This window comes from Candidatus Pantoea formicae (assembly GCF_011752625.1).
In the GTDB taxonomy this organism is placed as follows: domain Bacteria; phylum Pseudomonadota; class Gammaproteobacteria; order Enterobacterales; family Enterobacteriaceae; genus Pantoea; species Pantoea formicae.
This window is the reverse complement of the sequence record NZ_VWXD01000002.1, coordinates 448,970-473,698: the sequence shown is the minus strand read 5'-3', so window position 1 is coordinate 473,698 and position 24,729 is coordinate 448,970. Positions and strand designations below refer to the sequence as shown.

General features: G+C 54.2%; 22 protein-coding genes and 1 riboswitch. Of the genes, 13 read left to right on the top strand and 9 right to left on the bottom strand.

Annotation, left to right across the window (positions count from 1 at the left end; translation table 11 throughout):
* Positions 1-588 precede the first annotated feature (588 nt).
* Positions 589-2,610, top strand: coding sequence for an excinuclease ABC subunit UvrB (gene uvrB, locus F3J38_RS06835; protein ID WP_167136289.1), 2,022 nt, complete (start codon positions 589-591; stop codon positions 2,608-2,610).
* Positions 2,611-2,708: 98 nt separating this feature from the next.
* On the opposite strand, the gene F3J38_RS06830 is transcribed toward uvrB, so the two are convergent.
* A complete protein-coding gene (locus tag F3J38_RS06830) occupies positions 2,709-3,611 on the bottom strand; it encodes a gluconeogenesis factor YvcK family protein (RefSeq protein WP_167136287.1) in 903 nt (300 codons plus the stop codon).
* A 195-nt stretch (positions 3,612-3,806) separates the two neighbouring features.
* Positions 3,807-3,940: riboswitch (molybdenum cofactor riboswitch) on the top strand.
* Here F3J38_RS06830 and moaA point away from each other — a divergent pair.
* The 7 genes from moaA (at position 3,930) to F3J38_RS06795 (ending at position 8,571) form a co-directional block, all read left to right on the top strand.
* Entirely contained in the window at positions 3,930-4,916 is a 987-nt protein-coding gene (moaA, locus tag F3J38_RS06825; RefSeq protein WP_167136285.1) for a GTP 3',8-cyclase MoaA, read from the top strand. It overlaps the preceding riboswitch by 11 nt.
* Before the next feature lie 17 nt (positions 4,917-4,933).
* Positions 4,934-5,449 carry a molybdenum cofactor biosynthesis protein B gene (gene moaB, locus F3J38_RS06820; protein WP_167136283.1) on the top strand — a complete coding sequence of 172 codons (516 nt, stop codon included), beginning with the start codon at positions 4,934-4,936 and terminating at the stop codon, positions 5,447-5,449.
* 2 nt (positions 5,450-5,451) lie between these two features.
* Positions 5,452-5,937: a cyclic pyranopterin monophosphate synthase MoaC gene (gene moaC / locus F3J38_RS06815; protein ID WP_167136281.1), complete on the top strand. Its 486-nt coding sequence runs from the start codon at positions 5,452-5,454 to the stop codon at positions 5,935-5,937.
* Positions 5,930-6,175: a molybdopterin synthase sulfur carrier subunit gene (gene moaD, locus F3J38_RS06810; RefSeq protein ID WP_167136279.1), complete on the top strand. Its 246-nt coding sequence runs from the start codon at positions 5,930-5,932 to the stop codon at positions 6,173-6,175. Before moaC ends, moaD begins: the two co-directional genes overlap by 8 nt.
* 2 nt (positions 6,176-6,177) lie before the next feature.
* A complete protein-coding gene (gene moaE / locus F3J38_RS06805; protein WP_167136277.1) occupies positions 6,178-6,630 on the top strand; it encodes a molybdopterin synthase catalytic subunit MoaE in 453 nt (150 codons plus the stop codon).
* Positions 6,631-6,711: 81 nt separating this feature from the next.
* Positions 6,712-7,806, top strand: a complete 1,095-nt coding sequence (locus F3J38_RS06800) for a DUF1615 domain-containing protein (RefSeq protein ID WP_167136275.1) — start codon at positions 6,712-6,714, stop codon at positions 7,804-7,806.
* A 57-nt stretch (positions 7,807-7,863) separates the two neighbouring features.
* Positions 7,864-8,571 (top strand): Bax inhibitor-1/YccA family protein, encoded by a 708-nt coding sequence (locus tag F3J38_RS06795; RefSeq protein ID WP_167136273.1) that lies wholly within the window; start codon positions 7,864-7,866, stop codon positions 8,569-8,571.
* An 80-nt stretch (positions 8,572-8,651) separates the two neighbouring features.
* Here F3J38_RS06795 and F3J38_RS06790 read toward each other — a convergent pair whose 3' ends face one another.
* Genes F3J38_RS06790 through F3J38_RS06780 form a run of 3 tightly spaced genes read right to left on the bottom strand, consistent with a single transcriptional unit; the run spans position 8,652 to position 11,622 of the window.
* Positions 8,652-9,620: a lysylphosphatidylglycerol synthase domain-containing protein gene (locus tag F3J38_RS06790; RefSeq protein ID WP_167136271.1), complete on the bottom strand. Its 969-nt coding sequence runs from the start codon at positions 9,618-9,620 to the stop codon at positions 8,652-8,654.
* The gene (clsB, locus tag F3J38_RS06785; protein ID WP_167136269.1) at positions 9,620-10,864 is read right to left on the bottom strand and encodes a cardiolipin synthase ClsB; all 1,245 of its coding nucleotides are present in this window, start codon (positions 10,862-10,864) and stop codon (positions 9,620-9,622) included. The genes F3J38_RS06790 and clsB overlap by 1 nt, the downstream gene beginning before the upstream one ends.
* Positions 10,861-11,622 carry an endonuclease/exonuclease/phosphatase family protein gene (locus F3J38_RS06780; protein ID WP_167136267.1) on the bottom strand — a complete coding sequence of 254 codons (762 nt, stop codon included), beginning with the start codon at positions 11,620-11,622 and terminating at the stop codon, positions 10,861-10,863. Before F3J38_RS06780 ends, clsB begins: the two co-directional genes overlap by 4 nt.
* A gap of 176 nt (positions 11,623-11,798) precedes the next feature.
* Between F3J38_RS06780 and F3J38_RS06775 the strand changes: the two genes are divergently transcribed.
* From F3J38_RS06775 to dusC, 3 genes are all read left to right on the top strand, one after another.
* Entirely contained in the window at positions 11,799-12,191 is a 393-nt protein-coding gene (locus tag F3J38_RS06775) for a YbhQ family protein (protein ID WP_167136265.1), read from the top strand.
* Positions 12,192-12,474: 283 nt separating this feature from the next.
* Complete coding sequence (gene rhlE, locus F3J38_RS06770; RefSeq protein WP_167136263.1) at positions 12,475-13,884, top strand: ATP-dependent RNA helicase RhlE; 1,410 nt, start codon at positions 12,475-12,477, stop codon at positions 13,882-13,884.
* Between the two features lie 3 nt (positions 13,885-13,887).
* Positions 13,888-14,844: a tRNA dihydrouridine(16) synthase DusC gene (dusC, locus tag F3J38_RS06765; RefSeq protein ID WP_167136261.1), complete on the top strand. Its 957-nt coding sequence runs from the start codon at positions 13,888-13,890 to the stop codon at positions 14,842-14,844.
* Between the two features lie 5 nt (positions 14,845-14,849).
* On the opposite strand, the gene F3J38_RS06760 is transcribed toward dusC, so the two are convergent.
* Entirely contained in the window at positions 14,850-16,028 is a 1,179-nt protein-coding gene (locus F3J38_RS06760; protein ID WP_167136259.1) for a glycosyltransferase family 4 protein, read from the bottom strand.
* Between the two features lie 491 nt (positions 16,029-16,519).
* On the opposite strand from F3J38_RS06760, the gene F3J38_RS06755 reads away from it, so the two are divergent.
* On the top strand, positions 16,520-17,725 hold the full coding sequence (locus F3J38_RS06755; protein WP_167136257.1) for an MFS transporter: 1,206 nt from the start codon (positions 16,520-16,522) through the stop codon (positions 17,723-17,725).
* Here F3J38_RS06755 and ppk2 read toward each other — a convergent pair.
* Together ppk2 and F3J38_RS06745 are read right to left on the bottom strand one after the other, a co-directional pair.
* On the bottom strand, positions 17,722-18,642 hold the full coding sequence (ppk2, locus tag F3J38_RS06750; protein WP_167136256.1) for a polyphosphate kinase 2: 921 nt from the start codon (positions 18,640-18,642) through the stop codon (positions 17,722-17,724). The two genes, F3J38_RS06755 and ppk2, sit on opposite strands and share 4 nt — an antisense overlap.
* Positions 18,643-18,654: 12 nt before the next feature.
* Entirely contained in the window at positions 18,655-20,268 is a 1,614-nt protein-coding gene (locus F3J38_RS06745; RefSeq protein WP_167136254.1) for an inorganic phosphate transporter, read from the bottom strand.
* Positions 20,269-20,433: 165 nt separating this feature from the next.
* Here F3J38_RS06745 and F3J38_RS06740 point away from each other — a divergent pair, with 165 nt between their 5' ends.
* Positions 20,434-21,459 (top strand): transporter, encoded by a 1,026-nt coding sequence (locus tag F3J38_RS06740; RefSeq protein ID WP_167136252.1) that lies wholly within the window; start codon positions 20,434-20,436, stop codon positions 21,457-21,459.
* 88 nt (positions 21,460-21,547) lie between these two features.
* On the opposite strand, the gene F3J38_RS06735 is transcribed toward F3J38_RS06740, so the two are convergent.
* Together F3J38_RS06735 and F3J38_RS06730 are read right to left on the bottom strand one after the other, a co-directional pair.
* The gene (locus tag F3J38_RS06735) at positions 21,548-22,624 is read right to left on the bottom strand and encodes a L,D-transpeptidase family protein (RefSeq protein WP_167136250.1); all 1,077 of its coding nucleotides are present in this window, start codon (positions 22,622-22,624) and stop codon (positions 21,548-21,550) included.
* Between the two features lie 198 nt (positions 22,625-22,822).
* Positions 22,823-24,637 (bottom strand): glycoside hydrolase family 15 protein, encoded by a 1,815-nt coding sequence (locus F3J38_RS06730; protein WP_167136248.1) that lies wholly within the window; start codon positions 24,635-24,637, stop codon positions 22,823-22,825.
* Between the last annotated feature and the right edge of the window lie 92 nt (positions 24,638-24,729).

Genomic DNA, 24,729 nt, shown 5'->3' with positions numbered 1-24,729 from the left:
AGAAATGAATGGTCTTAACGTCCGGTTTTTCGACAAAAACTTTCGCTTAAGTAGGAAAAAGGATAGTTAAAGCGCACTGAGATGGGGGCAAAATAATCGCAAAAAAAAATATTTCGCTCGCCTGGATCGACGTGGGGAAAATTATACACAGTAGATGGCAGCGGGGCTGGATTCAGTTATCCACTATTCCTGTGGATAACCTTGTGTATTAGCGACTGAAAACTGGTCGGAAGCGAGGAAATACGCGGCTTGCATACATTATGCTGAGAAACTGGACTTTGGAGTCATTATGATAAAAATCAGCAGGTTATTTAAAATCAAGCCTGAGATTTGTCTGGCTTGTCATCAGACTGCAATTTAATGACGCTCTCTTGACAAATGTTAAAAGCCTCACGGCTCTGGGGATAACCTTGCGCAACAACATTTTGCTGTTTGCCGCTTCAATGGCACTGAAGCCGTCGCCTCATTTTCCCCGATATCGTGCAATACATATGTAAATATATCCAGTGTTTTTTTCTGGCAAATTCGCTACAGCAGAGTAGAATTAGCAGCCTGCCCGCTGACTTCTTCCGCAGGAACCGCAAAACCATGAGTAAAGCCTTTAAACTCAACTCCGCTTTCAAACCTTCAGGTGACCAACCTGAGGCGATTCGCCGTCTTGAAGAGGGGCTGGAAGATGGACTCGCGCATCAGACCTTGTTAGGCGTCACCGGTTCGGGCAAAACCTTTACCATTGCCAATGTCATCGCCGATCTGAATCGGCCCACGATGGTGATGGCGCCGAACAAGACGCTGGCCGCTCAGTTGTACGGAGAGATGAAAGAGTTCTTCCCGGATAACGCGGTGGAGTTTTTCGTCTCCTACTATGACTACTACCAGCCTGAAGCCTATGTGCCAAGCTCCGATACCTTTATCGAGAAGGATGCTGCGGTTAACGAACACATTGAGCAGATGCGCCTGTCAGCCACCAAGGCGATGTTAGAGCGTCGCGATGTGATCGTGGTGGCCTCTGTATCTGCTATCTACGGCTTGGGCGATCCCGATCTCTACTTGAAAATGATGCTGCACTTAACGCGCGGCATGATTATCGATCAGCGCAGTATTCTGCGTCGTCTGGCGGAGTTGCAATACACCCGCAACGACCAGGTGTTCCAGCGCGGCACCTTCCGCGTGCGCGGTGAGGTCATCGACATCTTCCCGGCGGAGTCCGACGACATTGGTTTGCGTGTTGAGCTGTTCGATGAAGAAGTGGAGCGCTTATCGCTGTTTGATCCGCTCACCGGTCAGGTCGAGTCAGTGGTCCCGCGTTTCACCATCTACCCGAAAACGCACTACGTGACGCCACGTGAACGTATTCTGCAGGCGATGGAAGAGATCAAAGATGAGCTGGTGGTGCGCAAGAAGGTGCTGCTGGAAAATAATAAGCTGTTGGAAGAGCAGCGCATTAGCCAGCGCACCCAGTTCGATCTGGAAATGATGAATGAGTTGGGTTACTGCTCAGGTATCGAAAACTACTCACGCTACCTTTCAGGGCGCGGGCCGGGCGAGCCGCCCCCGACGCTATTTGATTACCTCCCGGCAGATGGATTGCTGGTGGTCGATGAATCCCACGTTACCATTCCACAGATTGGCGGCATGTATCGCGGTGACCGTGCGCGTAAAGAGACGCTGGTGGAATATGGTTTCCGCTTACCCTCAGCGCTGGATAACCGCCCACTGCGTTTTGAAGAGTTTGAAGCGCTGGCACCGCAAACCATTTATGTTTCGGCGACGCCGGGCAATTACGAGCTGGAGAAATCTGGTAACGATGTGATCGATCAGGTCGTTCGTCCGACGGGGCTGCTGGATCCCATTCTGGAAGTGCGCCCGGTCGCTACCCAGGTTGATGATCTGCTGTCGGAGATCCGCAAACGTGTGGCGATTAACGAACGTGTGCTGGTCACGACGCTGACCAAACGCATGGCGGAAGATCTCACTGAGTATCTGGTGGAGCACGGTGAGAAGGTGCGCTATCTGCACTCTGATATCGACACCGTAGAGCGTATGGAGATCATTCGTGATTTGCGCTTGGGTGAGTTTGATGTGCTGGTGGGGATCAACTTGCTGCGTGAAGGACTGGATATGCCAGAGGTGTCGCTGGTGGCGATTCTGGATGCGGATAAAGAGGGCTTCTTGCGTTCTGAACGTTCTTTGATCCAGACCATTGGTCGTGCGGCGCGTAACATCAACGGCAAAGCAATTCTCTACGCCGATAAGATCACGCCTTCCATGGAACGTGCAATGGGAGAAACCGAGCGCCGCCGCGAGAAGCAACAGCGCTACAACGAAGAGAATGGCATCGTCCCGCAAGGTCTTAACAAGAAAATCACCGATATTCTTGAGTTAGGCAAAAATGTGGTCAAAACCCGCGGTAAGGGCAAAACAGCCTCACGTGTGGCGGCAGAAGAAGAGGCCAACTATCTGGCGCTCACGCCGCAGGCGATGCAGAAGAAGATCCACGAGTTGGAAGTGCAGATGCAGCAGCATGCGCAGAATCTGGAGTTTGAAGAAGCGGCCAGCGTGCGCGATCAGCTACACCAACTGCGCGAGCTGTTTATCGCGGCATCCTGATAGATGAGCGATGGTTTTGGTCGCCATGCATGGCGACCCTACATTGTTCGGTTCGGTTTTCGTTGGGGTGCGCATTCATGCGCACTGCCTTCCCGAGCTTAAAACGCCTGAATCGCATGTTCCAGTGCAATGCGCAATAACTGGCGGTCGTGTCGATACTTGATATCCGCAGCCTCCAGCGGTTCACGCACAATCAGTCGCTCTTCCACTCCTCGAATATCCGCCGCTGGGCTGACGATGACTGCATCAATCACCCGTTTGCCGATCGCTTTCTCCATGATGGCGAGCTTATCGGCTACGGTTAAACTGGCGGCTGCCGGGCTTAATTCACGCCCGAGATTACCGATAAATACCATGGTAGCCGGGGTGCGGCGCAGCGCACGGGCCATCTCTTCCATCAGCAGGATCGGCATCAGGCTGGTATAGAAACTGCCTGGACCGATCAGAATCAAATCGGCTTCGGCAACGGCATCCAGTGCTTCTCGCGTCGGGATGACGTTGGGATGCAGCATCAAATCCTGCGGGGGTTGCTGCATTTCATCAATCGCGGTTTCACCATAAACGGTATTGCCTTCGGAATCTTGCGCGACCAGATCTACTGGCTGTTCAGACATGGGGATGAGAAATGCATCGACCTTCAGCAGATTGCGAATGATGTTGATCGCCTCCAGGGGGCGAACACTCAAGTGATCAAGCGCTTTGAGTATCAGATTTCCGAGGTTATGTCCGGCCAGCTCTCCGTTGCCGGTAAAGCGATACTCAAACATCGCCGATCCTACGCTGGGTTCGGTGATGAGCTGATTAATGCAATTGCGCATATCGCCCCAGGCAATGCCGCCTTCCGAACGGCGAATGCGCCCGGTAGATCCGCCATTATCGGTGGTGGTCACAATACCGGTCAGGCGCGAACCCAGTGGTGCCAGTGCTGACATCACACGGCCAAGGCCATGCCCGCCGCCCAGCGCCACCACGCGATCTAAATCTGCCAAGGTACGATTCATGCTTTTCCTTTTGACGGACAACTGCGCATTGAGGCGCAGTTGAGGTGATGTGTATCAATATCTGCCGCGCATTTTAACGTATCCTGCAGCGAAAATGCGGTGAAAAAACGTTATGTATCAGTATATATAGCGAAATTCACTGATGGATGCGAGGGGCAAATCGCGCTACCATTCGTATTAACCGTGTTGTCGAAATCGGCAACAGACTCCCAAGCCTTGCATACCTAAGTCGTCAAGATAAGGATGCCTGGCCGTAGCGTAAGCTGCCAGGGTGCAGAAAGAAATGACTGCATCTCCCGTATTTGGAAAGGTGTTCAGGTGCCACAATTTACAGATGCCTATGCGCGCAGCTTTTACTATCTGCGCCTGTCGGTCACGGACGTGTGTAACTTCCGGTGTACCTACTGCCTGCCTGACGGCTACAAACCGAACGGCACGCACAACAAAAGTTTTCTCTCGCTGGACGAGATCCGCCGCGTGACGCGTGCCTTTGCGGCCGCGGGCACTGAGAAAGTGCGTCTCACGGGAGGCGAACCCTCTATGCGTCGTGACTTCACCGATATCATCGCTGCGGTACGTGAAAATGCCGCCATCCGTCAGATTGCGGTGACCACTAATGGCTATCGTCTGGCGCGCGACGTGCGTGCGTGGCGCGATGCGGGACTGACCAACATCAACGTCAGCGTCGATAGCCTCGATGCACGCCAGTTTCATGCCATCACCGGTCAGGATAAATTCGCTGAGGTGATGGCCGGAATTGATGCCGCTTTTGAAGCCGGTTTCGAAAAGGTCAAAATCAATAGCGTGCTGATGCGCGATCTCAACAGCCACAGTCTGAGCACCTTCCTCGACTGGATTCGCACGCGTCCCATTCAACTGCGCTTTATCGAACTGATGGAAACCGGGGAGGGCGGTGATCTGTTTCGCCGTCACCATATCTCGGGTGAAGTCATTCGCGATCAGCTACTGATGCAAGGCTGGCAGCGCCAACCGCGTGGACGTAGCGACGGTCCGGCGCAGGTGTTCCGCCATCCTGACTATCAGGGCGAAGTGGGGCTGATCATGCCTTACGAAAAAGATTTCTGTGCCAGCTGTAACCGTCTGCGCGTTTCTGCCATCGGTAATCTGCACTTGTGCCTGTTCGGCGATAACGGTGTGCCGCTGCGCGATCTGCTGGCGTCAGATGCCCAGCAAAATGAGTTGCAGGAACGTATCGCCCATAGCTTGGGGCAGAAAAAACAGACGCACTTCCTGCATCAGGGCAACACCGGCATTACACAAAACCTCTCCTTCATTGGCGGCTAAACACAGGAGTTACAGCCATGGGTAAACCTACCGGCGAATTTGTCGCCTTGAATGTGGCGGTGATGACCGTCTCGGATAGTCGTGATGCCAGCAATGATACATCGGGTGATTATCTGCGTGAGGCGCTGAGCGAAGCGGGGCATCAGGTGGTGGATCGTGCCATTGTGCCGGACAACCGCTACCGCATTCGCGCGACCGTATCGCGTTGGATTGCCAGTGAAGATGTACAGGTGGTGATCGTTAACGGTGGCACCGGCTTTAACAGTAAAAACAGCACGCCAGAAGCGCTGTTGCCCCTGTTTGACCGTGAAATCGACGGCTTTGGCGAACTGTTTCGCATGTTCTCCTACGAAGAGATAGGCAGCTCAACGTTGCAATCACGTGCTGTAGCCGGACTGGCTAATCAGACGCTGATTTTCGCCGTGCCTGGCTCCACCAACGCCTGTCGTAGCGCCTGGGAACGCATCATTGAAGAACAGCTGGATGCACGCACGCGCCCCTGTAATTTTGTCTCTCATTTGAAGAAGTTGTAAGTATGTCATCCTTAACGCATATCAATGCCGCAGGCGAAGCCCATATGGTGGATGTCTCCGGTAAAACCGAAACAGTTCGTGAAGCCCAAGCGGAAGCGCTGGTGCTGATGAGCCGGGAAACGCTGCAGATGATCATCGACGGCAGCCATCATAAAGGCGACGTTTTCGCCACGGCGCGGATTGCCGGCATTCAGGCGGCGAAACGCACCTGGGAGTTGATTCCGCTCTGTCATCCGCTGATGTTGAGCAAAGTGGAGGTGACGCTGGTTGCCGAGCCGGAACACAGCCGCGTGCGCGTGACGTCCCGCTGCCGTCTGACCGGTAAAACCGGTGTCGAGATGGAAGCGCTGACCGCCGCATCGGTGGCCGCCTTAACTATTTACGACATGTGTAAAGCGGTGCAGAAAGACATCGTTATCGATCAATTGCGTCTGCTGAGTAAAAGCGGCGGCAAATCCGGCGATTTCCAGGCGGTGATGCATGATTAAAGTGCTGTTTTTTGCGCAAGTGCGCGAGCTCACCGGTACCAGCGCATTAGAGCTGGCGCCAGAATACCAGGATGTCGCCACCTTACGTGCGGCACTGGCCGGGAAGAGCGAGCGCTGGGCGCTGGCGCTGGAATCCGGCAAGTTGCTGGCGGCGGTGAATCAGACGCTGGTGCCGATGAGCCACCCGTTACGTGCTGGGGATGAAGTGGCCTTCTTCCCGCCGGTGACCGGAGGATGAGCATGGAAACGCGCATTCGCGTGGGCGTCGAGCCGTTCAATGTTGGACAAGAATATGAGCGGCTGGCGGCACATGACAGCGATGGGGCAGTGGTGACCTTCACTGGCAAAGTGCGTAATCACAATCTTGGCGCGAGCGTGGCAGCCTTAACGCTTGAGCACTATCCGGGCATGACGGAAAAGGCGCTGGCAGAGATTGTTGAAGAGGCGCGCCAGCGTTGGGCCTTACAACAGGTGACCGTGATCCATCGCGTGGGTGCACTCTTCCCCGGCGATGAAATCGTCTTTGTCGGTGTCAGCAGTGCACACCGCAGCAGCGCCTTCGCAGCAACAGAATTCATTATGGATTACCTGAAAACCCGCGCCCCTTTCTGGAAGCGCGAAGCGACCGAGCTGGGCGAACGCTGGGTCGATGCGCGTGACAGCGACCATCAGGCCGCCGAGCGCTGGAAGTAACGTGCAAAATCCTCCCACTCTGATAGCCGCAGTCCACTGAAAACGCTAAGGTAAGGTTTTGCTGGCTTGTCAGGGAACAGGATGAAAACCATAAGATTACTGAAAGGTGCGGCGCTGCTTAGCGCGTTGATACTGGCCGGATGTAGTACCAAAAAAGAGCCGCAGGCCCCCGCACGTCAACCCGCCGACGTCAAAAGCCAAATCCAGCAGTTACTGCCCAGTGATGTGACGCAAAAGAGCGCGTGGGCGGATGATATCTATACGGCGTTTCGCGTCCAGCAGATCGATCCTAGCGCCAGCAATGTGTGCGCAGTGATCGCGGTGGCCGATCAGGAATCTAACTTCAATGCCGATGCCCCGGTGCCAGGGCTGCCAAAGATTGCCTGGGGAGAAATCGATCGTCGGGCCGCGAAAGTGCATGTTCCTGCCTTTTTAGTGCGTACCGCGTTACTGATCAAATCCCCAACCGGTGAGAGTTACGCCGCACGTCTGGATAAAGTGCGCAGTGAGAAAGAGCTCAGCGCTATCTTTGATGACTTCATCGATATGGTGCCGATGGGGCAGAAGCTGTTTGGTAATCTAAACCCCATTCACACCGGTGGCCCGATGCAGGTCAGCATCGAATTTGCCGAAGCGCACGTCAAAGGTTACCCGTATTCAATTGATGGTTCGATTCGTCGTGAAGTGTTTACCCGCCGCGGCGGGATCTATTTCGGCACTTTGCACCTGTTGGGCTATCCGGCGGATTACAGCCAGATGCTCTACCGCTTTGCCGACTTCAACGCCGGGTGGTACGCCAGTCGCAACGCGGCATTCCAGGCCGCTGTGGCGCGAGCCAGCGGCATTAAACTGGCCCTGGATGGTGATTTGATTATGTACGGCAGTGAGCAAGCCGGTTCGACGGAGTTGGCGGTGCGTACGCTCAGCAAGCAACTGGACATGAGCAACCGGGAAATTCGTCGCGATTTGGAAAAGGGAGGTAGCGAAAGCTTCAGCAACAGCACATTATGGAAGCAGACGTTTATTCTGGCCGACAAAATGGCCGGTAAGCGCCTGCCGCGCGAGATGCTGCCGGGCATCAAACTGGAAAGCCCGAAAATCACCCGCAACCTGACCACCGCGTGGTTTGCTCAACGCGTGAATGGCCGATATCAACAGTGCTTGACGCGCCGTTGACGCAGCGAAGTGTAGACTCCACACTTAGAGCGTTTGTCTAACTTAATGAGGTGCATCATGGACCGATATCCACGTAATGATTCAATCGTGCAGCAGGCATCAACCGGGCTGCAAACCTATATGGCGCAGGTCTATGGCTGGATGACTTGTGGTTTGCTGTTAACGGCGTTTGTCTCTTGGTATGCAGCGCGTACGCCTGCCATCATGGAGCTGGTGTTTGCTAACCGCATGACCTTCTTCGGACTGATTATTGCGCAATTGGCCGTGGTATTTGTGCTTTCAGGTATGGTGCATCGCCTGAGTAGCACACTCGCGACTGGGCTGTTCATGCTCTATTCCGCTCTGACCGGGCTGACCTTGGCGAGTATTTTCCTCGTCTACACCTACTCCTCTATTGCCAGCACCTTCTTTGTGACGGCAGGCATGTTTGGTGCCATGAGCTTCTACGGTTACACCACTAAGCGCGATTTAAGCCGTTTCGGCAGCCTGCTGTTTATGGCGCTGATCGGTATTGTGCTGGCATCACTGGTGAACTTCTGGCTGAAAAGCCCCGCGCTGATGTGGGCAATTACCTACATTGGTGTGGTGGTGTTTGTAGGTCTGACAGCTTATGACACGCAGAAGCTGAAATCGATTGGTGAGAACATTAACGTTAATGACAAAGAGAACCTACGTCGCTACTCGATTATGGGTGCGCTGACGCTGTATCTCGATTTCATCAACCTGTTCCTGATGCTGCTGCGTATTTTCGGCAACCGCCGCTAATTACAGCACATTTGGTTGCGGCGCGAATTATCGCGCCGCACTCCTTCAATACGAATATTCACCGCGACAAGCTACTCTTCTCATGAACGTGCCGCCATCTTGCGCTCATTCTTCTGCCGTAACTGTTTCGCCCGGCTCTCCAACAGCAGGTAAAGCACCAGTGCAAGCAGCAGTGGCAGAATAAAATAGAGCACACGATAAGCCAGCAGCGCAGCGATAATGGTGCCGTGTGATAAATTTTCCCCGCTCAAAAGCGCCAGAAACACCGCTTCCAGTACGCCTATCCCCGCCGGGATATGAATGATTACCCCCGCGATACTGCTGATCAGCAATACGCCGAGCACCTGCGGGTAATCCACCTGTCGGGCCAACAGTAGCCAGATAATGGCACCCATCACCAACCAGTTGGCGCTTGAAACAGCAAATTGCAGTACCGCCATGCGCAGCGACGGCAGCTGCAGATGCTGACCTTTCACCGTCCATTGGCGTTTTTTGGCGAAGGCACAGGCCCATAAATAAATAGCGACCAGCACCAGTAACACTGCACCAATAATGCGCAGGGTGTTTTCGCCGATAAACCAGCGCGGTGGAATCGGCACCATTCCCGCGACAAACACCACGCCGGCCAGCAGAAGGTAGCCCAGCCAGTTGGTGGCGATACTCATGGAAAAGATGCGGGTGATGGTGCCGCCGGGCAGGCCTAAGCGTGAATAGAGGCGATAGCGCATCGCCACGCCACCGACCCAGGTACTGAGCGTCAGGTTAAAGGCGTAGCAAATAAATGACACCAGCATCACCTGTCGCTTGGCCAGCTTGTGTCCGCAGTACGCGCGTCCAATCAAGTCATAGACGCCATAGGTCAGATAACTCACCACCACCAGTGCCGCCGCACCGATCACTACGTAACGGTTGTAACCGACAATCACCTGATAGACGTCCTGCCAGTTCACTTTACGGGCGTAAATCACCAGCAGCACAATGACTGCGATGAAAAATAGCCAGGTCAGGATTTTCTTGGCCCATTGCCAGCGTGAATGTTTTTTGCTCATCAGGGTTTGGCTCCTTCATTGTCGGGTTCGACCCGATCCTGCGTCTCCATTTCCGGCTGTACCGGCGGTTCAACCTGGCTCAACAGCGGTGTATGCGCGGGCAACCAACCGGCAATCGCCGGGAAATGGCGCAGGAAGTGAAACACCATCACGCTTTTAGTGAGATGCCACCAAGTGCGTGGCGGCAGTTTTTCATCGTTTACGCGTTCGCAGTCCCGCTGGATCAGGGCTTCAAGATTATCGCGCAGCGTCTGGTTGAAGGCGCGGTCGTGGACTATCAGATTGGCTTCAAGGTTGAGCGACAGGCTGAGGGGATCAAGGTTGCTGGAGCCCACTGTGGCCCAGTGCTGATCCTGCACCGCAATTTTGCCATGCAGCGGACGGCGGCAATACTCATACACTTCGACGCCGGCATCCACCAGATAGTTGTAGAGCATCTCTGCGCCCACTTTCACAATTGGCATATCCGGTTCTCCCTGCACGATCAAACGCACACGCACACCGCGTTGTGCTGCGTTACGCATTTCACGCAACAGTCGATAACCCGGAAAGAAATAGGCATTGGCGATGATGACGTCGTGCTTTGCTTTACGCAGCATATCCAGGTAATGCTGCTCAATGTCGTCGCGGTGTTCATCATTATCACGGTAGACAAACAGCACCTGCGCATCACCCGGCATAGCATTGACTGCCACGCGCTGCGAACGTCCTCCCCACCAGCGGCGGGTCACCTGCTCGCTGCCCATGGCCTGTTGCACATAGCGTGCAATATCCAGCACCACCGGTCCTGTGACTTCAACCGCGTAATCCTGCTTCGCTTGCGCACCATAGGTAGTGTTGTGTTCGTCAGAGAAGTTGATGCCGCCAACGAAGGCGAGGGTATCGTCCACCACCACGATTTTACGGTGCAGTCGGCGGAACACATTGGTGCGCATGCCTAACACCAGCGGGCGCGGATCGTAGTAGAGAAATCGTACGCCAGCTTCGGTCAGACGATTAACAAAATGGTCTGAAAGATCGGGTGAACCATAGCCATCGACCATCACTTCAACTTTTACGCCGCGCTGAGCAGCAGCCAGTAAATCCGCATGCAGTGCATTGCCGACGTCATCCTCAAACAGGATAAAGGTCTCCAGCAACAGCGTCCGCTCGGCGCGTTGAATGGCGGCGGAAACGCGGGGAAAGAACTGATCGCCATTTTCCAGCAGACGCAGTTGGTTGCCATCACGCCAGCTGAAATTCATAGGAAAATCTCCACGGCCAGAGGGGCGTGATCGGAAAGGTGCGACCAGGGTTTCACCGGCAGTGCCCAGGGCTGGCTCACGGTGGCGTTACGAATGTAGATGCGATCAAGCCGCAGCAGGGGAAAGCGGGCCGGGAAGGTCCGCGCCGGACGTCCGGTTTTCATGCTGAACACTTCCTCCAGACCCGCGTTGCGTTTCAGGAAGCGGTTGGCGTGAACCTGCCAGTCGTTGAAATCTCCGGCCACCACCAGCGGTGCATCGTGCGGCAGAGTGTTAATACGGTCGCACATCATCTTCATTTGCGCCTGACGATGCTGCGCTTTTAACCCTAAATGCACACAGATCACATGCAGCGGTTCGGACCGGTCTGGCAGACGAATTTGGCAGTGCAACATGCCGCGCTTTTCACTTCCAGCCACAGAAATATCGAGGTTTTCGTATTCAACAATAGGAAAACGTGACAATATCGCGTTCCCGTGATGGCCCTCGGGATAAACTGCATTACGCCCATAGGCAAAATCATGCCACATGGTGTCGGCCAGATACTCGTAGTGGGAATTTTCCGGCCAGTTTTCAATGTGAAGCGAATGGATAGCGTGGGTGCCCATCACCTCTTGCAGGAAGACAATATCCGCTGATGTTGCACGGACGGCGTCGCGCAATTCCGGCAGGATAAAGCGGCGGTTAAAGCTGGTGAACCCTTTGTGGGTATTGATCGTCAGGACTTTAAATGAAAATCCGTGGCTATTTTGTGGCATACTGCGACGCGCTCCTTTTCATCATCAACAGCACAAAGTGTAGTCTTTGTCACAAATGGGTGGTGAACAGGGCAGAAAATTAGGGCGTTATCCGAAATTTGCTTTACATTGAGGAAATCCGTCTGGCCGCAGCCAGATACACTTGGGCGACCTGTTGGGTCTGCCAGGAGAAGAGAATGAAATGGTCTAATCGTGTTCAGATTGTTACCGGTCAAACTTGTCTGCATATTGCGATGCACCTGCTGGTGATCGCGGCGCTGGTTTGGGGTTGGAAGCATAAGGCACTGGTTGAAGTGAGCAGTACCCTGGTAGCAGCTTATGCGCTGGTGTTTATCGCCATGCTGGCTCTGCAGCGTAGTGCCCGTTTACGCAGAATGGGTGACTCTCTGGAAGAAGTCACGACAACGTATTACTTCGGTGCAGCAATGTTGACGCTGTTCCTGATTTCACGTTTTATCCACAACAACCTGCTGATTGGTTGCTTAGGTGTGGTGATGCTGGTGGGACCGGCACTGGTGTCGTTGCTGGTCAAAGAGCCGACGCACCGCGTGGAGAAAAAACGCAGCTAAGCAAATGCGATGTTGCGAAGAGAAAGGAGCCTAATCAGGCTCCTTTTTTATTGTGCGCAATATACATTGCGGCGCGACAGCAGGTGCGATTCACCACGCGGCTCTTTGTTACAGAACAGTGACTATTGGGATTCGCAGTAACAGCCGAAACCTGATAAACTCTCGCCCTTACGCATGGTAGTTTGTGCCCTTTTCACACGTGAGCCTCAGGCTTGCGTCATAGTACCCCCTGAAAAACTACATCGCCCACGGCGAACAGGGCGGTTCGGAGTAATACACCTGCATGTCATTTGACTCTCTCGGCTTAAGTGCCGATATTTTGCGTGCGGTAGCGGAACAAGGCTACCAAGAACCGACGCCGATTCAGCGTCAGGCGATTCCTGTGGTGCTGGCTGGTCGTGACCTGCTGGCGAGCGCCCAAACCGGTACCGGTAAGACCGCCGGTTTCACGCTGCCACTGCTGCAGCGTCTCACTGCAAATCCTTCCACTGCACGCGGCCGTCGGCCAGTGCGCGCACTGATCCTCACGCCAACCCGTGAACTGGCGGCGCAGGTGGGTGAAAACGTGCGTGAGTACAGTCAGTACCTCAACATCCGTTCGCTGGTGGTCTTCGGCGGCGTGAGCATCAACCCGCAGATGATGAAACTGCGTGGTGGTGTCGACGTGCTGGTGGCAACCCCGGGCCGTCTGCTCGATTTGGCGCATCAGAATGCGGTTGATCTGTCACAGGTCGAAATTCTGGTTCTGGACGAAGCGGATCGCATGCTCGATATGGGCTTCATCCACGATATTCGCCGCGTACTGGCGCGTCTGCCAGCCAAACGTCAGAACCTGCTGTTCTCCGCCACTTTCTCGGATGAGATCAAAACGCTGGCAGAAAAACTGCTGACCAACCCAGAGCAGGTTGAAGTTGCGCGTCGTAACACTGCGTCTGAGCAGGTTTCTCAGCAGGTGCATTTCGTTGATAAGAAGCGCAAGCGGGAACTGCTGTCGCTGATGATTGGTCGTGATAACTGGCAGCAAGTGCTGGTGTTCACCCGTACCAAACATGGCGCAAACCATCTGGCTGAGCAGTTGAACAAAGATGGCATCACTGCCGCCGCGATCCACGGTAACAAAAGCCAGGGCGCGCGTACCCGTGCGTTAGCTGACTTTAAATCCGGCGGCATTCGCGTACTGGTGGCGACGGATATCGCCGCGCGCGGTCTGGATATCGAAGAGCTGCCTCACGTGGTGAACTACGAGCTGCCAAATGTCGCGGAAGATTACGTACACCGTATCGGTCGTACCGGTCGTGCCGCAGCAACCGGTGCTGCGCTGTCCTTGGTGTGTGTCGATGAACACAAACTGCTGCGTGACATTGAGCGTCTACTGAAGCGCGAAATTCCACGCATTGAGCTGCCAGGTTTTGAAGTCGATCCCAGCATCAAAGCGGAGCCGATCCAAAATGGTCGTCAGCAGCAAGGTCGTGGTCAGGGCCAGGGTCGTGGGCAAAACCAGGGGCGTGGACAGGGCGGTAACGTTTCTCGTCCGCACAGTGGTAACGGCCAGCGTCCGCAAGGCGGAAGTGGCGCACGTCCACAAGGCGAAGCACGCCCAGCTCGTCGCCAGGGCGCGAGTGCCGGTCAGTCTGCGCCAGCTGCTAACAGCGGTCGTCGTCGCCCGGCAGCGAAAAAGAGCGGGAACGTATAACGCATGAGGGTGTTGCTGGCGCCGATGGAGGGCGTACTGGATTCGTTAGTACGCGAATTACTCTCCGGGGTAAATGATTATGATCTGTGCGTGACGGAGTTTTTGCGCGTGGTCGATCAGTTGCTGCCAGTAAAATCCTTTTGGCGTTTATGTCCTGAGCTGCATAACAGCAGCCGTACGCCCTCTGGAACGCGTGTGCGTATGCAACTGCTCGGGCAATATCCCGAGTGGCTGGCAGAAAACGCCGCGCGTGCGGTGGAGCTAGGCTCCTGGGGCGTCGATCTCAACTGCGGTTGCCCGTCAAAGCTGGTTAACGGCAGCGGCGGCGGTGCAACGCTGCTAAAAGATCCTGAACTGATCTACCGCGGCGCGAAAGCGATGCGTGAAGCGGTTCCGGCACATCTGCCGGTGACGGTAAAAGTGCGCCTTGGCTGGGATTCCGGTGAGCGCCGCTTTGAAATTGCCGATGCGGTGCAACAGGCAGGTGCCAGCGAACTGGTGGTACATGGGCGCACCAAAGAAGAGGGCTACCGTGCTGAAAGCATCAACTGGCAGGCAATTGGCGAGATTCGCCAGCGCTTGTCGATTCCGGTGATCGCCAACGGTGAGATCTGGAGCTGGCAGGATGCACAGGATTGCATGCGCATTACCGGCTGCGATGCGGTGATGTTAGGGCGCGGTGCGCTCAATATCCCCAACCTCGGTCGTGTGGTGAAGTACAACGAAGCCCCCATGCCATGGTCAGAAGTGGTTGAACTGCTGCTGAAGTATACCCAGTTGGAAAAACAGGGCGATACCGGCATGTACCACGTTGCCCGAATCAAGCAGTGGCTGGGGTACTTGCGCAAAGCCTATGACGAGGCCGATGGTCTGTTCAGCGAAATTCGCACCTTACGCGTTTCAGCCGAAATCGCCACTGCGATTGAACGCCATGCGTATCAGCTAGCCGCACACGCATAGCCCCCTCATTTGAAGGCCGCGGTATATTGCGTCTGCTTACTGGATGAATAATAGCGGGCCAGTTGCTCACTGAATTTCTCTGGGTCATGTTGTTCCGCAATTCTCTTCAGTGATTGTGCCGAGTACTGTGTGATCAACCCCGGATTACGCAAAATATCCACGATATGTGTTTTGAGTTGCTGGACAATTTGCTGGCGGATGTGCTTTTTCTTCTCATCTGAATCCACGACATACTCAAATTCATCGTTAAGCGGTTGATGGATAAGCCAACCACTCCCTTCAGGATTAATCTCCGGTAATGCGCGGACGTTGGTGGTGATCACTGGACAACCGCTGGCCTGCATTTCCAACACAGAGAAACCGTAAGTATCCTGCCAGCTCGGCAATAACCCCACGTGCGAAACCTGCAACAATGCCAACACTTGGGGGTTGGGTAGCGCGGTGAAGTGCTGGATATGTGGTGAGGTTTTGATCAGATGCTCAATGCGGGCATAAAACGCTTCATCATCCTGAAATTGCCGATGGGCAATATTATGTCTTAGCGTCAGATCACCAATCAGCGTCACTTGAATCTGACTACGGGTAAAAACATCCTCTTCCGTAAGTTGAGAGATAGCCAACACCACTTCTGCACCGCCTTTGCGGTAGAACTCACTGCCGATAAAAGTGAAATGAATTTTCCCCGGTGTCATTAAACGTGGTTTTGTACAGAGCAGGGCTTGTGGCGGATGCAGCGTAATCAGCTTATGTGCCACCGCCTTTTTAATGGCTGGAAACGCCTCCAGCAATTTCAGCTGAATGTTTAACGTGGCCTGCGAGATGGCAATCAAATAGAGGCACTCACTTCTGGCGATGAGCTGAAGCTGCGAGTGCAGTTCAGGATTAGCGGTCTTCGCCACGCCAGGCACGGGCAAGACACGTGGGATTTCTGTTTCAAAGGTCGCGATCCAGTTTCTGTTGGTATGAGCAACTTCATTGAAAAGATGGATCACATCTGCGTCATTTGGCAGTGTGCCGGGCAAGGGATGAAAGATAAATTGCTTATTTTTATGCAGGAGTTTCGACCTTATGGCGTTGAGATAGAAATAAATATTCTTTTTCCGACAATCTACATAGTTATGGTGAGATTGGGTCATGATATTTCTTTTTTCTGGATATCCGCTTCCACTGATGATTATCTTCATAATCTCTCCAGACCGGTAAGGAACAGATTGAAATAAAGCAGGTCAGTTGAATCGCCGCTTCACGGGTAATGGGGGATGTTAAGTGCCGAGCGTAGTGAACTCAGTTTGGTTGTATGATGGCTAAGCTAAAGCCTGAACATCGCAGAATCTATGCATTAATGCAGTGCTAAAATATTAATCATAATAATGATTGAAAAAGAAAAGCGTTAATAATTGGTTTTGTTATGTATTTTCTATCATTTAATTTTTAATATTGGGGTGATGTGAGTGTTTTTTCGGATTTGTGAGGGTGATGGTTTAATACTTCTAAATTGAACATCGTTATTAAAGTGAATTACTGATAATTCTCAGTGAAGATAAATATCGATAGCATTATTTAATCTGTGATATACAGAATTATGCTATTACACAGTTCCATGTAAAGTCAGGTTCAAGCTGAACGCTATTTGCGCTATAGTAGTGATTCACATTCATTTGTAATGCCATCACATATGCCTGACGCCGCTGTACTGAGTAATGCTCAGTTAAATAAACGAATCATCTCCGTCATCGTCTTCACCTTTTTCTGCTACCTCTCGGTGGGATTGCCTCTGGCAGTACTTCCAGGATTTGTGCATAACCAACTCGGTTTTAGCTCGTTTATCGCAGGATTAATTATCAGCCTGCAATATTTCGCCACTCTACTGAGCCGCCCACATTCAGGCCGTCTCGCCGACCGCTACGGTCCCAAGCGCGTGGTGATGATGGGATTGGTGTGCTGTGGGATGAGCGGCGTGCTATCGATCATCGCTGCACTGTTTAGCGGCATGCCGATGTTGAGTCTGGCACTGCTGGCTGCAGGGCGCTTATTTTTGGGCGTGGGTGAAAGTTTTAGCAGCACCGGTTCCACACTGTGGGGCATGAATATCGTCGGGCCCTTACAGACCGCTCGAGTGATCTCATGGAACGGCGTGGCGACCTATTTCGCCATGGCGATCGGTGCGCCACTGGGCGTATTGCTTAACCAGGTCTTTGGGATCAGCGGCTTTGCTGGTTTGGTGGCACTGATGGGCATCGTTGGTTTTTGCATGGCGAGCCGTAAAGCGCCCGTTCGCGTGACTGCGGGTGTGCGTATTCCATTTCACCGCGTGGTCAGCCGCGTCTGGTTGTTTGGTTTGGCGCTGGGGTTCGGCACCATCGGCTTTGGTGTGATCTCCACCTTTATTACCCTTTATTTTGCCAGCCGCGACTGGAGCGGGGCGGCATTTGCGTTGACCTTGTTCAGCCTGGGTTTTGTCATCGTGCGACTGGCGGGTGGCCGCTATATCACCCGGTTTGGCGGGATAAAAGTGTCGCTGGTTTCTTTTGTGCTGGAGTGTGCGGGCTTGTTGCTGATCTGGCAGGCTGACAGCAGTTGGCTGGTGGATATCGGTGCTTTCCTCACCGGCGGCGGCTTCTCGCTGGTGTTCCCTGCTTTGGGCGTAGAAGCGGTGAAGCGGGTACAGCAGCAGGATCAAGGCTCAGCGCTCGGCACATACTCGGCATTTCTTGATTTAGGCTTGGGATTAACCGGGCCGGTGGCGGGGTTGCTGATTGGTCACTGGGGCATGCAGTCAGTCTATCTGGCAGCGGCCCTAATGGTGCTGGGCGCATTTGTTATTACCTTGCGTTTACAACAGCAGCACGGCCGCCAGGCAGCCGTGCAAACTGTTAATTAATACTTCTCTGGCACCACCATGTCTTCTGGGACTGGCGCGCGACGATAATCTTCATGACGTTCGCGCGTCGGTAACATGATGGTCTTCGATTCACTCTCTTCGTACGGCACTTGTTGCAGCAGATGGCTGATGCAGTTCAGGCGTGCACGTTTCTTATCGACACCTTGCACTACCCACCAAGGCGCTTCAGGGATGTGGGTGCGCTCCAGCATCTCTTCCTTGGCCTCGGTGTAATCTTCCCAGCGACGACGGCTTTCGAGATCCATTGGGCTCAGTTTCCACTGTTTCAGCGGGTCGTGAATGCGGCTCAAGAAGCGTAACTCCTGCTCTTCGTCGGTAATTGAGAACCAGTACTTAACGATTTGAATGCCACTGCGCGTCAGCATTTTTTCGAACTCCGGCACGCTGCGGTAAAACTCTTCGACTTCGGCTTCATTGCAGAAGCCCATCACGCGCTCAACGCCGGCACGGTTATACCAGCTGCGGTCAAACATCACGATTTCACCAGCAGCGGGCAGATGCGCGATATAGCGCTGGAAATACCACTGCGTCTTCTCACGATCGTTCGGTGCGGGCAGGGCAGCCACGCGACAGGTGCGCGGATTCAAACGTTGTGTGATACGTTTGATGACGCCGCCTTTGCCCGCTGCGTCGCGGCCTTCAAACAGAATCACGATGCGGTGACCGGTACGCATCACCCAATCCTGCATTTTCACCAGCTCGCCCTGCAAATGTAACAACTCACGGAAATAGCGGCGACGGAACGCTTTATCGCCTTCTTCCTGAGGTTCACCGTTATCCTTGAAGCGCAGATCATCCAACTCCATTTCCAGCTCTTCGTCGTAGCTGTCATAAAACTCCTGCAGCAGACGTGCATTAAAAGTCTCGCTGCGGAAGCTATTGTCGTGTGTCGCCATGACTTTTCCCCGTTACAGATGAATAAACAGAGCGTAAAGCAGCCCTGAAAGTAAGACTGAGACCGGCAGCGTCAACACCCATGCCAACGCGAGGTTGCGGATGGTAGAGAGCTGCAAGCCAGATTTGTTGGCTGCCATGGAACCGGCAACGCCCGATGAGAGGACGTGCGTCGTGGAGACGGGCAGGCCGAAGACGTCAGCAGCACCGATGGTGGCCATGGCCACTAATTCAGCACTGGCGCCTTGTGCGTAGGTCAGATGGGTTTTACCGATGCGTTCACCCACGGTGACCACAATACGGCGCCAGCCCACCATGGTGCCGAGACCCAAGGCAATCGCCACCACCACTTTCACCCACATCGGAATAAAGCGTGTCGCCGCATCCAGTTCCTTTTTCACCGCGGTCAGATTACTGGCGATCTCTTCCGGCAGCGCAACTTTGGCCGATTGCAGGTGTTTAATGGTTTCCGAAGCGAGGTACATGTCATTACGGGTGTTGGTGACCGCCTGTGCGGGAATATTTTCAACGGCACCGTATTGACGAATTTGCTCACCAATATCGCCCAGCATCATGCCCAGAGCTGGCAACACTTGTGGACGGTTCTGGCTGGTGCGGACATATTCAGTCAGCACATCACGCGGGGCAGGCATCGCAGCAGGGGCTGGCTGTAGCGTCAGCAGCTGCTGTTCAGTGACCTGGGTTAAGGCCGCAACGCGCGGAATTTGGTCCGGCGGCAGTGAGCGGTTCAATGCGTAGGCGATGGGCATGGTACCCACCAGAATCAGCATGATCAGGCCCATGCCTTTCTGGCCGTCATTCGAACCATGAGCAAAGGAGACGCCAGTACAGGTCAGGATCAGCAGACCCCGGATCCACGCAGGCGGCGGCTGATTGCCTTTCGGTGCTTCATACAGTTGACGGTTGCGAATAAAGGCTTTCATTGCCAGCAGCAGCAGGGCGGCGCAGATAAAGCCCACCACCGGCGAGAGCAGCAGCGCGTAACCCACTTTGATCGCCTGGTCCCAATCCACACCGCTGGTGCCACTGCGACCGTGCAGCAAGGCGTTTGCCACACCCACACCGATGATCGAGCCAATCAGCGTATGGGAGGAAGACGCGGGCAGCCCAAAATACCAGGTGCCGAGGTTCCAGATGATCGCGGAGAACAGCAGGGCATAAACCATGGCAAAGCCATTGCCGCTGCCCGCCTGCAGAATCAACTCCACCGGCAGTAGCGAAATGATGCCAAAGGCCACCACACCACTGGAGAGCAGCACACCCAGGAAGTTGCAGAAGCCTGACCAGACGACAGCGACGCCCGGCGACAGTGAATGGGTATAAATCACAGTGGCCACCGCGTTGGCGGTGTCGTGGAAACCGTTAACAAACTCGAAGCCAAGTGCAATCACTAGCGCCACGCCCAATAGCAGGAACGGCGTGTAGCTGGTCACCGGTGCACCGGTCTCTTCAACGTCATTGAACAGATTGATGGCGGTAAACAGCAGACCGCCGCACAGCAGCACCAGGAAAATGATGCGTGAGATTTTCCCGTTGCCTTGGTTGAGATTAGGGCGTCCGCCTTGGGACGATGATGTCGATGATGCAGGTAAACTGTTTTCAGCCATAACACACCCCGGTGTGGATTGACGATGCTCGAATGGCATCCGTTACCCACAGTTTGATACGGCGTTTGTATGACAGAATGATGATGACGATCACGCTCTGTCATCTTGCTGTAACACGGCTGTCGCAGTCTGTGGATCTGACCGCTTCGGGATCATCACGCTGCTATGCTCCAGCCTGTCTTGCCGCTTGCCTCATTGCCGGACTTCAATAATGAAGTTGCCGGTCTTATTCATGGTTACTTGTTCACGCCAGAAGCACCTCCACAGCGGCTTAATGCGCGTGAAGCTGCGCAGCTGGCGCAGCAAAGCCTGCCTGAATCCTATTTTCTTTGGCTACACATTAACCTTAACCACGCGCGAGCCGAGCGCTGGGTTCAGGACCACTTCAGTGTAGACAATGATTTTTTCGATGAGATCCATTCAGCCTCCCCCCGTACACGTTTAGCCCATCAAAACGATGCGCTGCTGGCGGTGCTCAATGATGTGACCTTCAGTAAAGAAGAACGCAGCACGCAGAATGCCACGTTATGGATTTGGTGCTGTGAACACATCATCGTAACTGCGCGCTATCGGCCCGTTGGGATGATCGAACGTATGCATCAGCAGATCGACCGTCTGGAATTCAGCGACCCGGATGCCATGCTGCTCTGGTTGCTGGGTGAGCAAGAGGCGCAACTGGAGCAAGTGGTGCGTCGCTCCAGTCAGGCCGTGGATGCGATTGAAGAGCGACTGCTCAGTGCGGCGATAAAAACCAACCGCAGCGAACTGGGACATCTGCGGCGCATGTTGTTGCGCGTGCAGCGATTGCTGGCACCAGAACCTGCTGCACTGTTCCGTCTGCTTAATCGCCCGCCTAAATGGCTGAAGCGCGATCCGCTGAGTGAACTGCGTATCTTTACCGAAGAGTTCAGCGTGGCGCTCAGTGATTTAGCCGGGCTGATGGAGCGCATCCGCCTGCTGCAAGAAGAGATCGCCGCCAGCCTGATGGAACAGAGCAACCGCACGCTGTTCTTGCTGACGGTGATTACCGTACTGGCGCTGCCGATCAACATCGTGGCCGGTTTTTTCGGGATGAACGTGGGCGGTATTCCGCTGGCGAACAATCCGCACGGTTTCCTGCTGCTGGTGATCGTGGTGTTGGTGTTTACGCTGGGAGCCGGTTGGCTGGCGCTGACACGGCGGCGAGAATAACCTCTGTCGATTCAGGTGTGCATCAATGCGCACCCATAAAAAAAGCCAGCCGCATTGGGCTGGCTTTTTACTGCTTCTCAATATGAGATTACAGGCTGTTACCGGTCGCTGGCTGAGCAGCAGGTGCTGCATCAGTCTGCGGTGCCACCGCATTGGCGCCTTGCGGTGTCATTGGCTCTTCTTTCGGCGTGGCGTCAGAAGATTCCTGCACTGGTACCGGCGCTGGCATCACTTCACCTTGCGGACCGTTAATTTTGGTTGGCATACCGTTACGCGCCTGGATAGCGTTGTTCACGGCATCCTGGTTGGTGCTGGCATCAGCAATCACTTTGGTCACGGCAGCGGTCAGGGTGATTGGCACCACTTCACGCGAATTGAACTGCTCTTCGGTGGTCGACAGTGGGTTATGTACTTCGACATAACGCGAACCGTCTGGCTCAACCGTGGCTTTCACCGGCTGATCGATGAACTGCACGCGCGTACCCACTGGCACATTGTCGAACAGCCATTTGATGTCATCCGCACGCAGACGCACACAACCGTGGCTCACGCGCAGGCCGATGCCGAAGTTGGCGTTGGTGCCGTGAACGGCATACAGACGACCGATGTAAAGCGCATACAGACCCATTGGGTTGTCTGGACCGGCAGGGAAGACCGCTGGGATGCTTTCGCCACGTGATGCGTATTCGGCATGCATCGCTTTGGTTGGCGTCCAGGTTGGGCCAGCTTTTTTACGCTGAACCGTGGTAGTCCAGTTCACTGGCGTGTCTTTACCCAGTTCACCGATACCGATTGGCAACACCACGACGGTCTTGGTGCCTTTCGGATAGTAGTAAAGACGCATTTCAGCGCTGTTGATCACGATACCCTCACGCGGTGCGTCAGGCAGAATCAGCTGCTGTGGGATCACCATTTTAGTGCCTGCTTTTGGCAGATACACGTCAACGCCCGGATTGGCTTCCAGCATGTTGCTGAGGCCCATCTGATACTGCGCAGCAAAAGCTTCCAGCGGAAGTCGGCTGTCATCAGGCACAGTGATTTCAAGGTTTTCGCCGATCAAACGGCTGTTAGCCGCCGGCAGCGGATAGACTACTGCGAATGCCGACTGGCTGAAAGCCGCCAGTACCAAGGCGAGTGAAGCGAACGCGCGAATGCTCTTTTTCATGTTTTTCAAGTCGTTATGGCCATTTTTTCAGGCTAGTCAGTGTGTCGAATCCATCTCGGTCTAAATGACCCGGTGCGCATTATATGTGCATAGGCGCGATGATGGGAATCAGGATTTTATTAGCTGATGATACTTTACCTAAATAATCCTCAGATCCGGATCCCTCTCTTGGTTAAGTCGCCCAAATTGTGAATTTTCTTAAGGCTGCCACAGCGTCACCTCATTGCTCAGTTTACGATTGAGGAAAAAAGCGGCACTGATCAGCGCTAAATGGCTCAAGGCTTGTGGCATGTTGCCCAACGCGTTGCCATGCGCGGTAAACTCCTCGGCATACAACCCCAGCGGATTGGCATAACTCAGCAGCTTTTCAAACTCAAAATGCGCTTCCTGCACGCGACCCGCCCGCGCTAAACACTCCACATACCAAAACGAACAGGCGGCAAAGGAGCCTTCACCTCCGGTTAACGCATCGGCAGGCGTCTCGCTAATGTTATAGCGGCGCACTAAACCGTCGCTCACCAGATGAGTTTTAATGGCATCTAATGTGGCAATCCAGTCGGGATCGGTAGAGCTGACGAAACGCACCAACGGCATTAACAGCATAGAGGCATCAAGGAATTTACCGCCGCGCGTCGCCGTAAAATGTCCAAGTTCGGGATTCCAGAAGTTCTGCCAGATATCGTCACGGATCTCACTACGCACCCGATCCCAGCGTTCGTAAGGCATCGGCAGCGAGCGCTTCAGGCCGAGACGCAAGGCGCGATCCAACGCCACCCAACACATCAGACGCGAATGCAGGAAGTGTTCGGGTTCGCCACGCATCTCCCAAATGCCCGCATCGGGCTGATTCCAGTTGGCGCAGACATAGTCAATCATGTTGGAGACATGCCGCCAGCCGCGCTGCGATATGGCTTCACCGTATTTATTGGCAAGGTAGATCGCATCCATCAATTCGCCATAGATATCTAACTGAGTTTGCCGCCACGCATCGTTCCCAATGCGCACCGGGCGTGAGTTGGCATAACCGGAAAGATTCAACAACTCGGTTTCATGCAACTCGGTGCCACTGTCAAGGCGATACATCACCTGCAAATGGGGGGGGTCGTCATGGCTATGTTCAACGCAACGACCTACCCAATGGGTAAAATCACGCGCTTCCTCCACATAACCGAGCCGCATCAGTGCGTACATGCTGAATGATGCATCGCGGATCCAGGATGCGCGATAATCCCAGTTACGTTCGCCACCCAATTCTTCCGGCAAACCAAAGGTGGCGGCAGCGGCAATTGAGCCGTGTTGATGTGATGTGAGCAGTTTCAGCGCCAATGCGGAGCGTGTGACCATTTCCCGCCAGCGGCCACGATAGGAGCTGTGGCTGCTCCAGCGCCGCCAGTAGTCGAGGGTGTCTTTGAAGCAGCGTTCGGTAGCGATATGATCGAGATGCGGATCCTCATCGCTGCCAAAAATAAACTCCGCCGTTTCCCCTGCCTGTAGGGTGAATTCCGCCACCGCGCTGTGATTTTCCCGCGTCATCACCACCGTGCCACTCAGGCGTAGGGTCGGTTGGCCGTCTGCTAAAAAAGCAATACCGCCGGGTCGGATTTCAGTGCGGGTTTCCGCGCGCGCGTAATCGTGACGCGGCGCGCACAGCAGATGGAATTTCACCGAGCCACGCACCATTTTCACCCGACGCACCAGGCGCGGCACTTTGCTGTGTTCATCGCAAATCGGCATGTAATCGGTGATTTCTGCCACGCCGCTGTCATCTAACCAGCGCGTTTGCAGAATGTTGGTGTCGGGCAGATAGAGCTGCTGTCGTCGTGCGTTTTTCCAGTCTGGCGCAAGGGAAAACAGTCCCGCCTCGTCGCTGTCCAGCAGCGCGGCAAAAACGGAGGGACTGTCCAGTTCCGGCCAGCAGAGATAATCAACAGTGCCGTCGCTTGCGATTAGCGCACAGGTGCGTAAATCTCCAATCACACCATGATCATCTATTCTGCGTTTAATCTCGCTCATCCTGCCTCCTTTGCGCTATTTAACTGTTAACTATAGACGAAACGGGATTCCCGGCTGAGCAAGGGCACAGAACGATAACCTCTATACTGTGA

What these genes read in the sequence shown, in the direction of transcription:
- F3J38_RS06830 (WP_167136287.1), bottom strand. Translation starts at nt 3,611, where the DNA reads ATGAATCGTACCTTGGCAGATTTAGATCGCGTGGTGGCGCTGGGCGGC.
- moaB (WP_167136283.1), top strand. Translation starts at nt 4,934, where the DNA reads ATGGGTAAACCTACCGGCGAATTTGTCGCCTTGAATGTGGCGGTGATG.
- F3J38_RS06745 (WP_167136254.1), bottom strand. Translation starts at nt 20,268, where the DNA reads ATGGCTGAAAACAGTTTACCTGCATCATCGACATCATCGTCCCAAGGC.
- F3J38_RS06790 (WP_167136271.1), bottom strand. Translation starts at nt 9,620, where the DNA reads ATGAGCAAAAAACATTCACGCTGGCAATGGGCCAAGAAAATCCTGACC.
- moaE (WP_167136277.1), top strand. Translation starts at nt 6,178, where the DNA reads ATGGAAACGCGCATTCGCGTGGGCGTCGAGCCGTTCAATGTTGGACAA.
- rhlE (WP_167136263.1), top strand. Translation starts at nt 12,475, where the DNA reads ATGTCATTTGACTCTCTCGGCTTAAGTGCCGATATTTTGCGTGCGGTA.
- moaD (WP_167136279.1), top strand. Translation starts at nt 5,930, where the DNA reads ATGATTAAAGTGCTGTTTTTTGCGCAAGTGCGCGAGCTCACCGGTACC.
- F3J38_RS06740 (WP_167136252.1), top strand. Translation starts at nt 20,434, where the DNA reads ATGCTCCAGCCTGTCTTGCCGCTTGCCTCATTGCCGGACTTCAATAAT.
- F3J38_RS06775 (WP_167136265.1), top strand. Translation starts at nt 11,799, where the DNA reads ATGAAATGGTCTAATCGTGTTCAGATTGTTACCGGTCAAACTTGTCTG.
- F3J38_RS06755 (WP_167136257.1), top strand. Translation starts at nt 16,520, where the DNA reads ATGCCTGACGCCGCTGTACTGAGTAATGCTCAGTTAAATAAACGAATC.
- F3J38_RS06735 (WP_167136250.1), bottom strand. Translation starts at nt 22,624, where the DNA reads ATGAAAAAGAGCATTCGCGCGTTCGCTTCACTCGCCTTGGTACTGGCG.
- F3J38_RS06800 (WP_167136275.1), top strand. Translation starts at nt 6,712, where the DNA reads ATGAAAACCATAAGATTACTGAAAGGTGCGGCGCTGCTTAGCGCGTTG.
- moaC (WP_167136281.1), top strand. Translation starts at nt 5,452, where the DNA reads ATGTCATCCTTAACGCATATCAATGCCGCAGGCGAAGCCCATATGGTG.
- ppk2 (WP_167136256.1), bottom strand. Translation starts at nt 18,642, where the DNA reads ATGGCGACACACGACAATAGCTTCCGCAGCGAGACTTTTAATGCACGT.
- F3J38_RS06795 (WP_167136273.1), top strand. Translation starts at nt 7,864, where the DNA reads ATGGACCGATATCCACGTAATGATTCAATCGTGCAGCAGGCATCAACC.
- F3J38_RS06730 (WP_167136248.1), bottom strand. Translation starts at nt 24,637, where the DNA reads ATGAGCGAGATTAAACGCAGAATAGATGATCATGGTGTGATTGGAGAT.
- dusC (WP_167136261.1), top strand. Translation starts at nt 13,888, where the DNA reads ATGAGGGTGTTGCTGGCGCCGATGGAGGGCGTACTGGATTCGTTAGTA.
- F3J38_RS06780 (WP_167136267.1), bottom strand. Translation starts at nt 11,622, where the DNA reads ATGCCACAAAATAGCCACGGATTTTCATTTAAAGTCCTGACGATCAAT.
- F3J38_RS06760 (WP_167136259.1), bottom strand. Translation starts at nt 16,028, where the DNA reads ATGAAGATAATCATCAGTGGAAGCGGATATCCAGAAAAAAGAAATATC.
- uvrB (WP_167136289.1), top strand. Translation starts at nt 589, where the DNA reads ATGAGTAAAGCCTTTAAACTCAACTCCGCTTTCAAACCTTCAGGTGAC.
- clsB (WP_167136269.1), bottom strand. Translation starts at nt 10,864, where the DNA reads ATGAATTTCAGCTGGCGTGATGGCAACCAACTGCGTCTGCTGGAAAAT.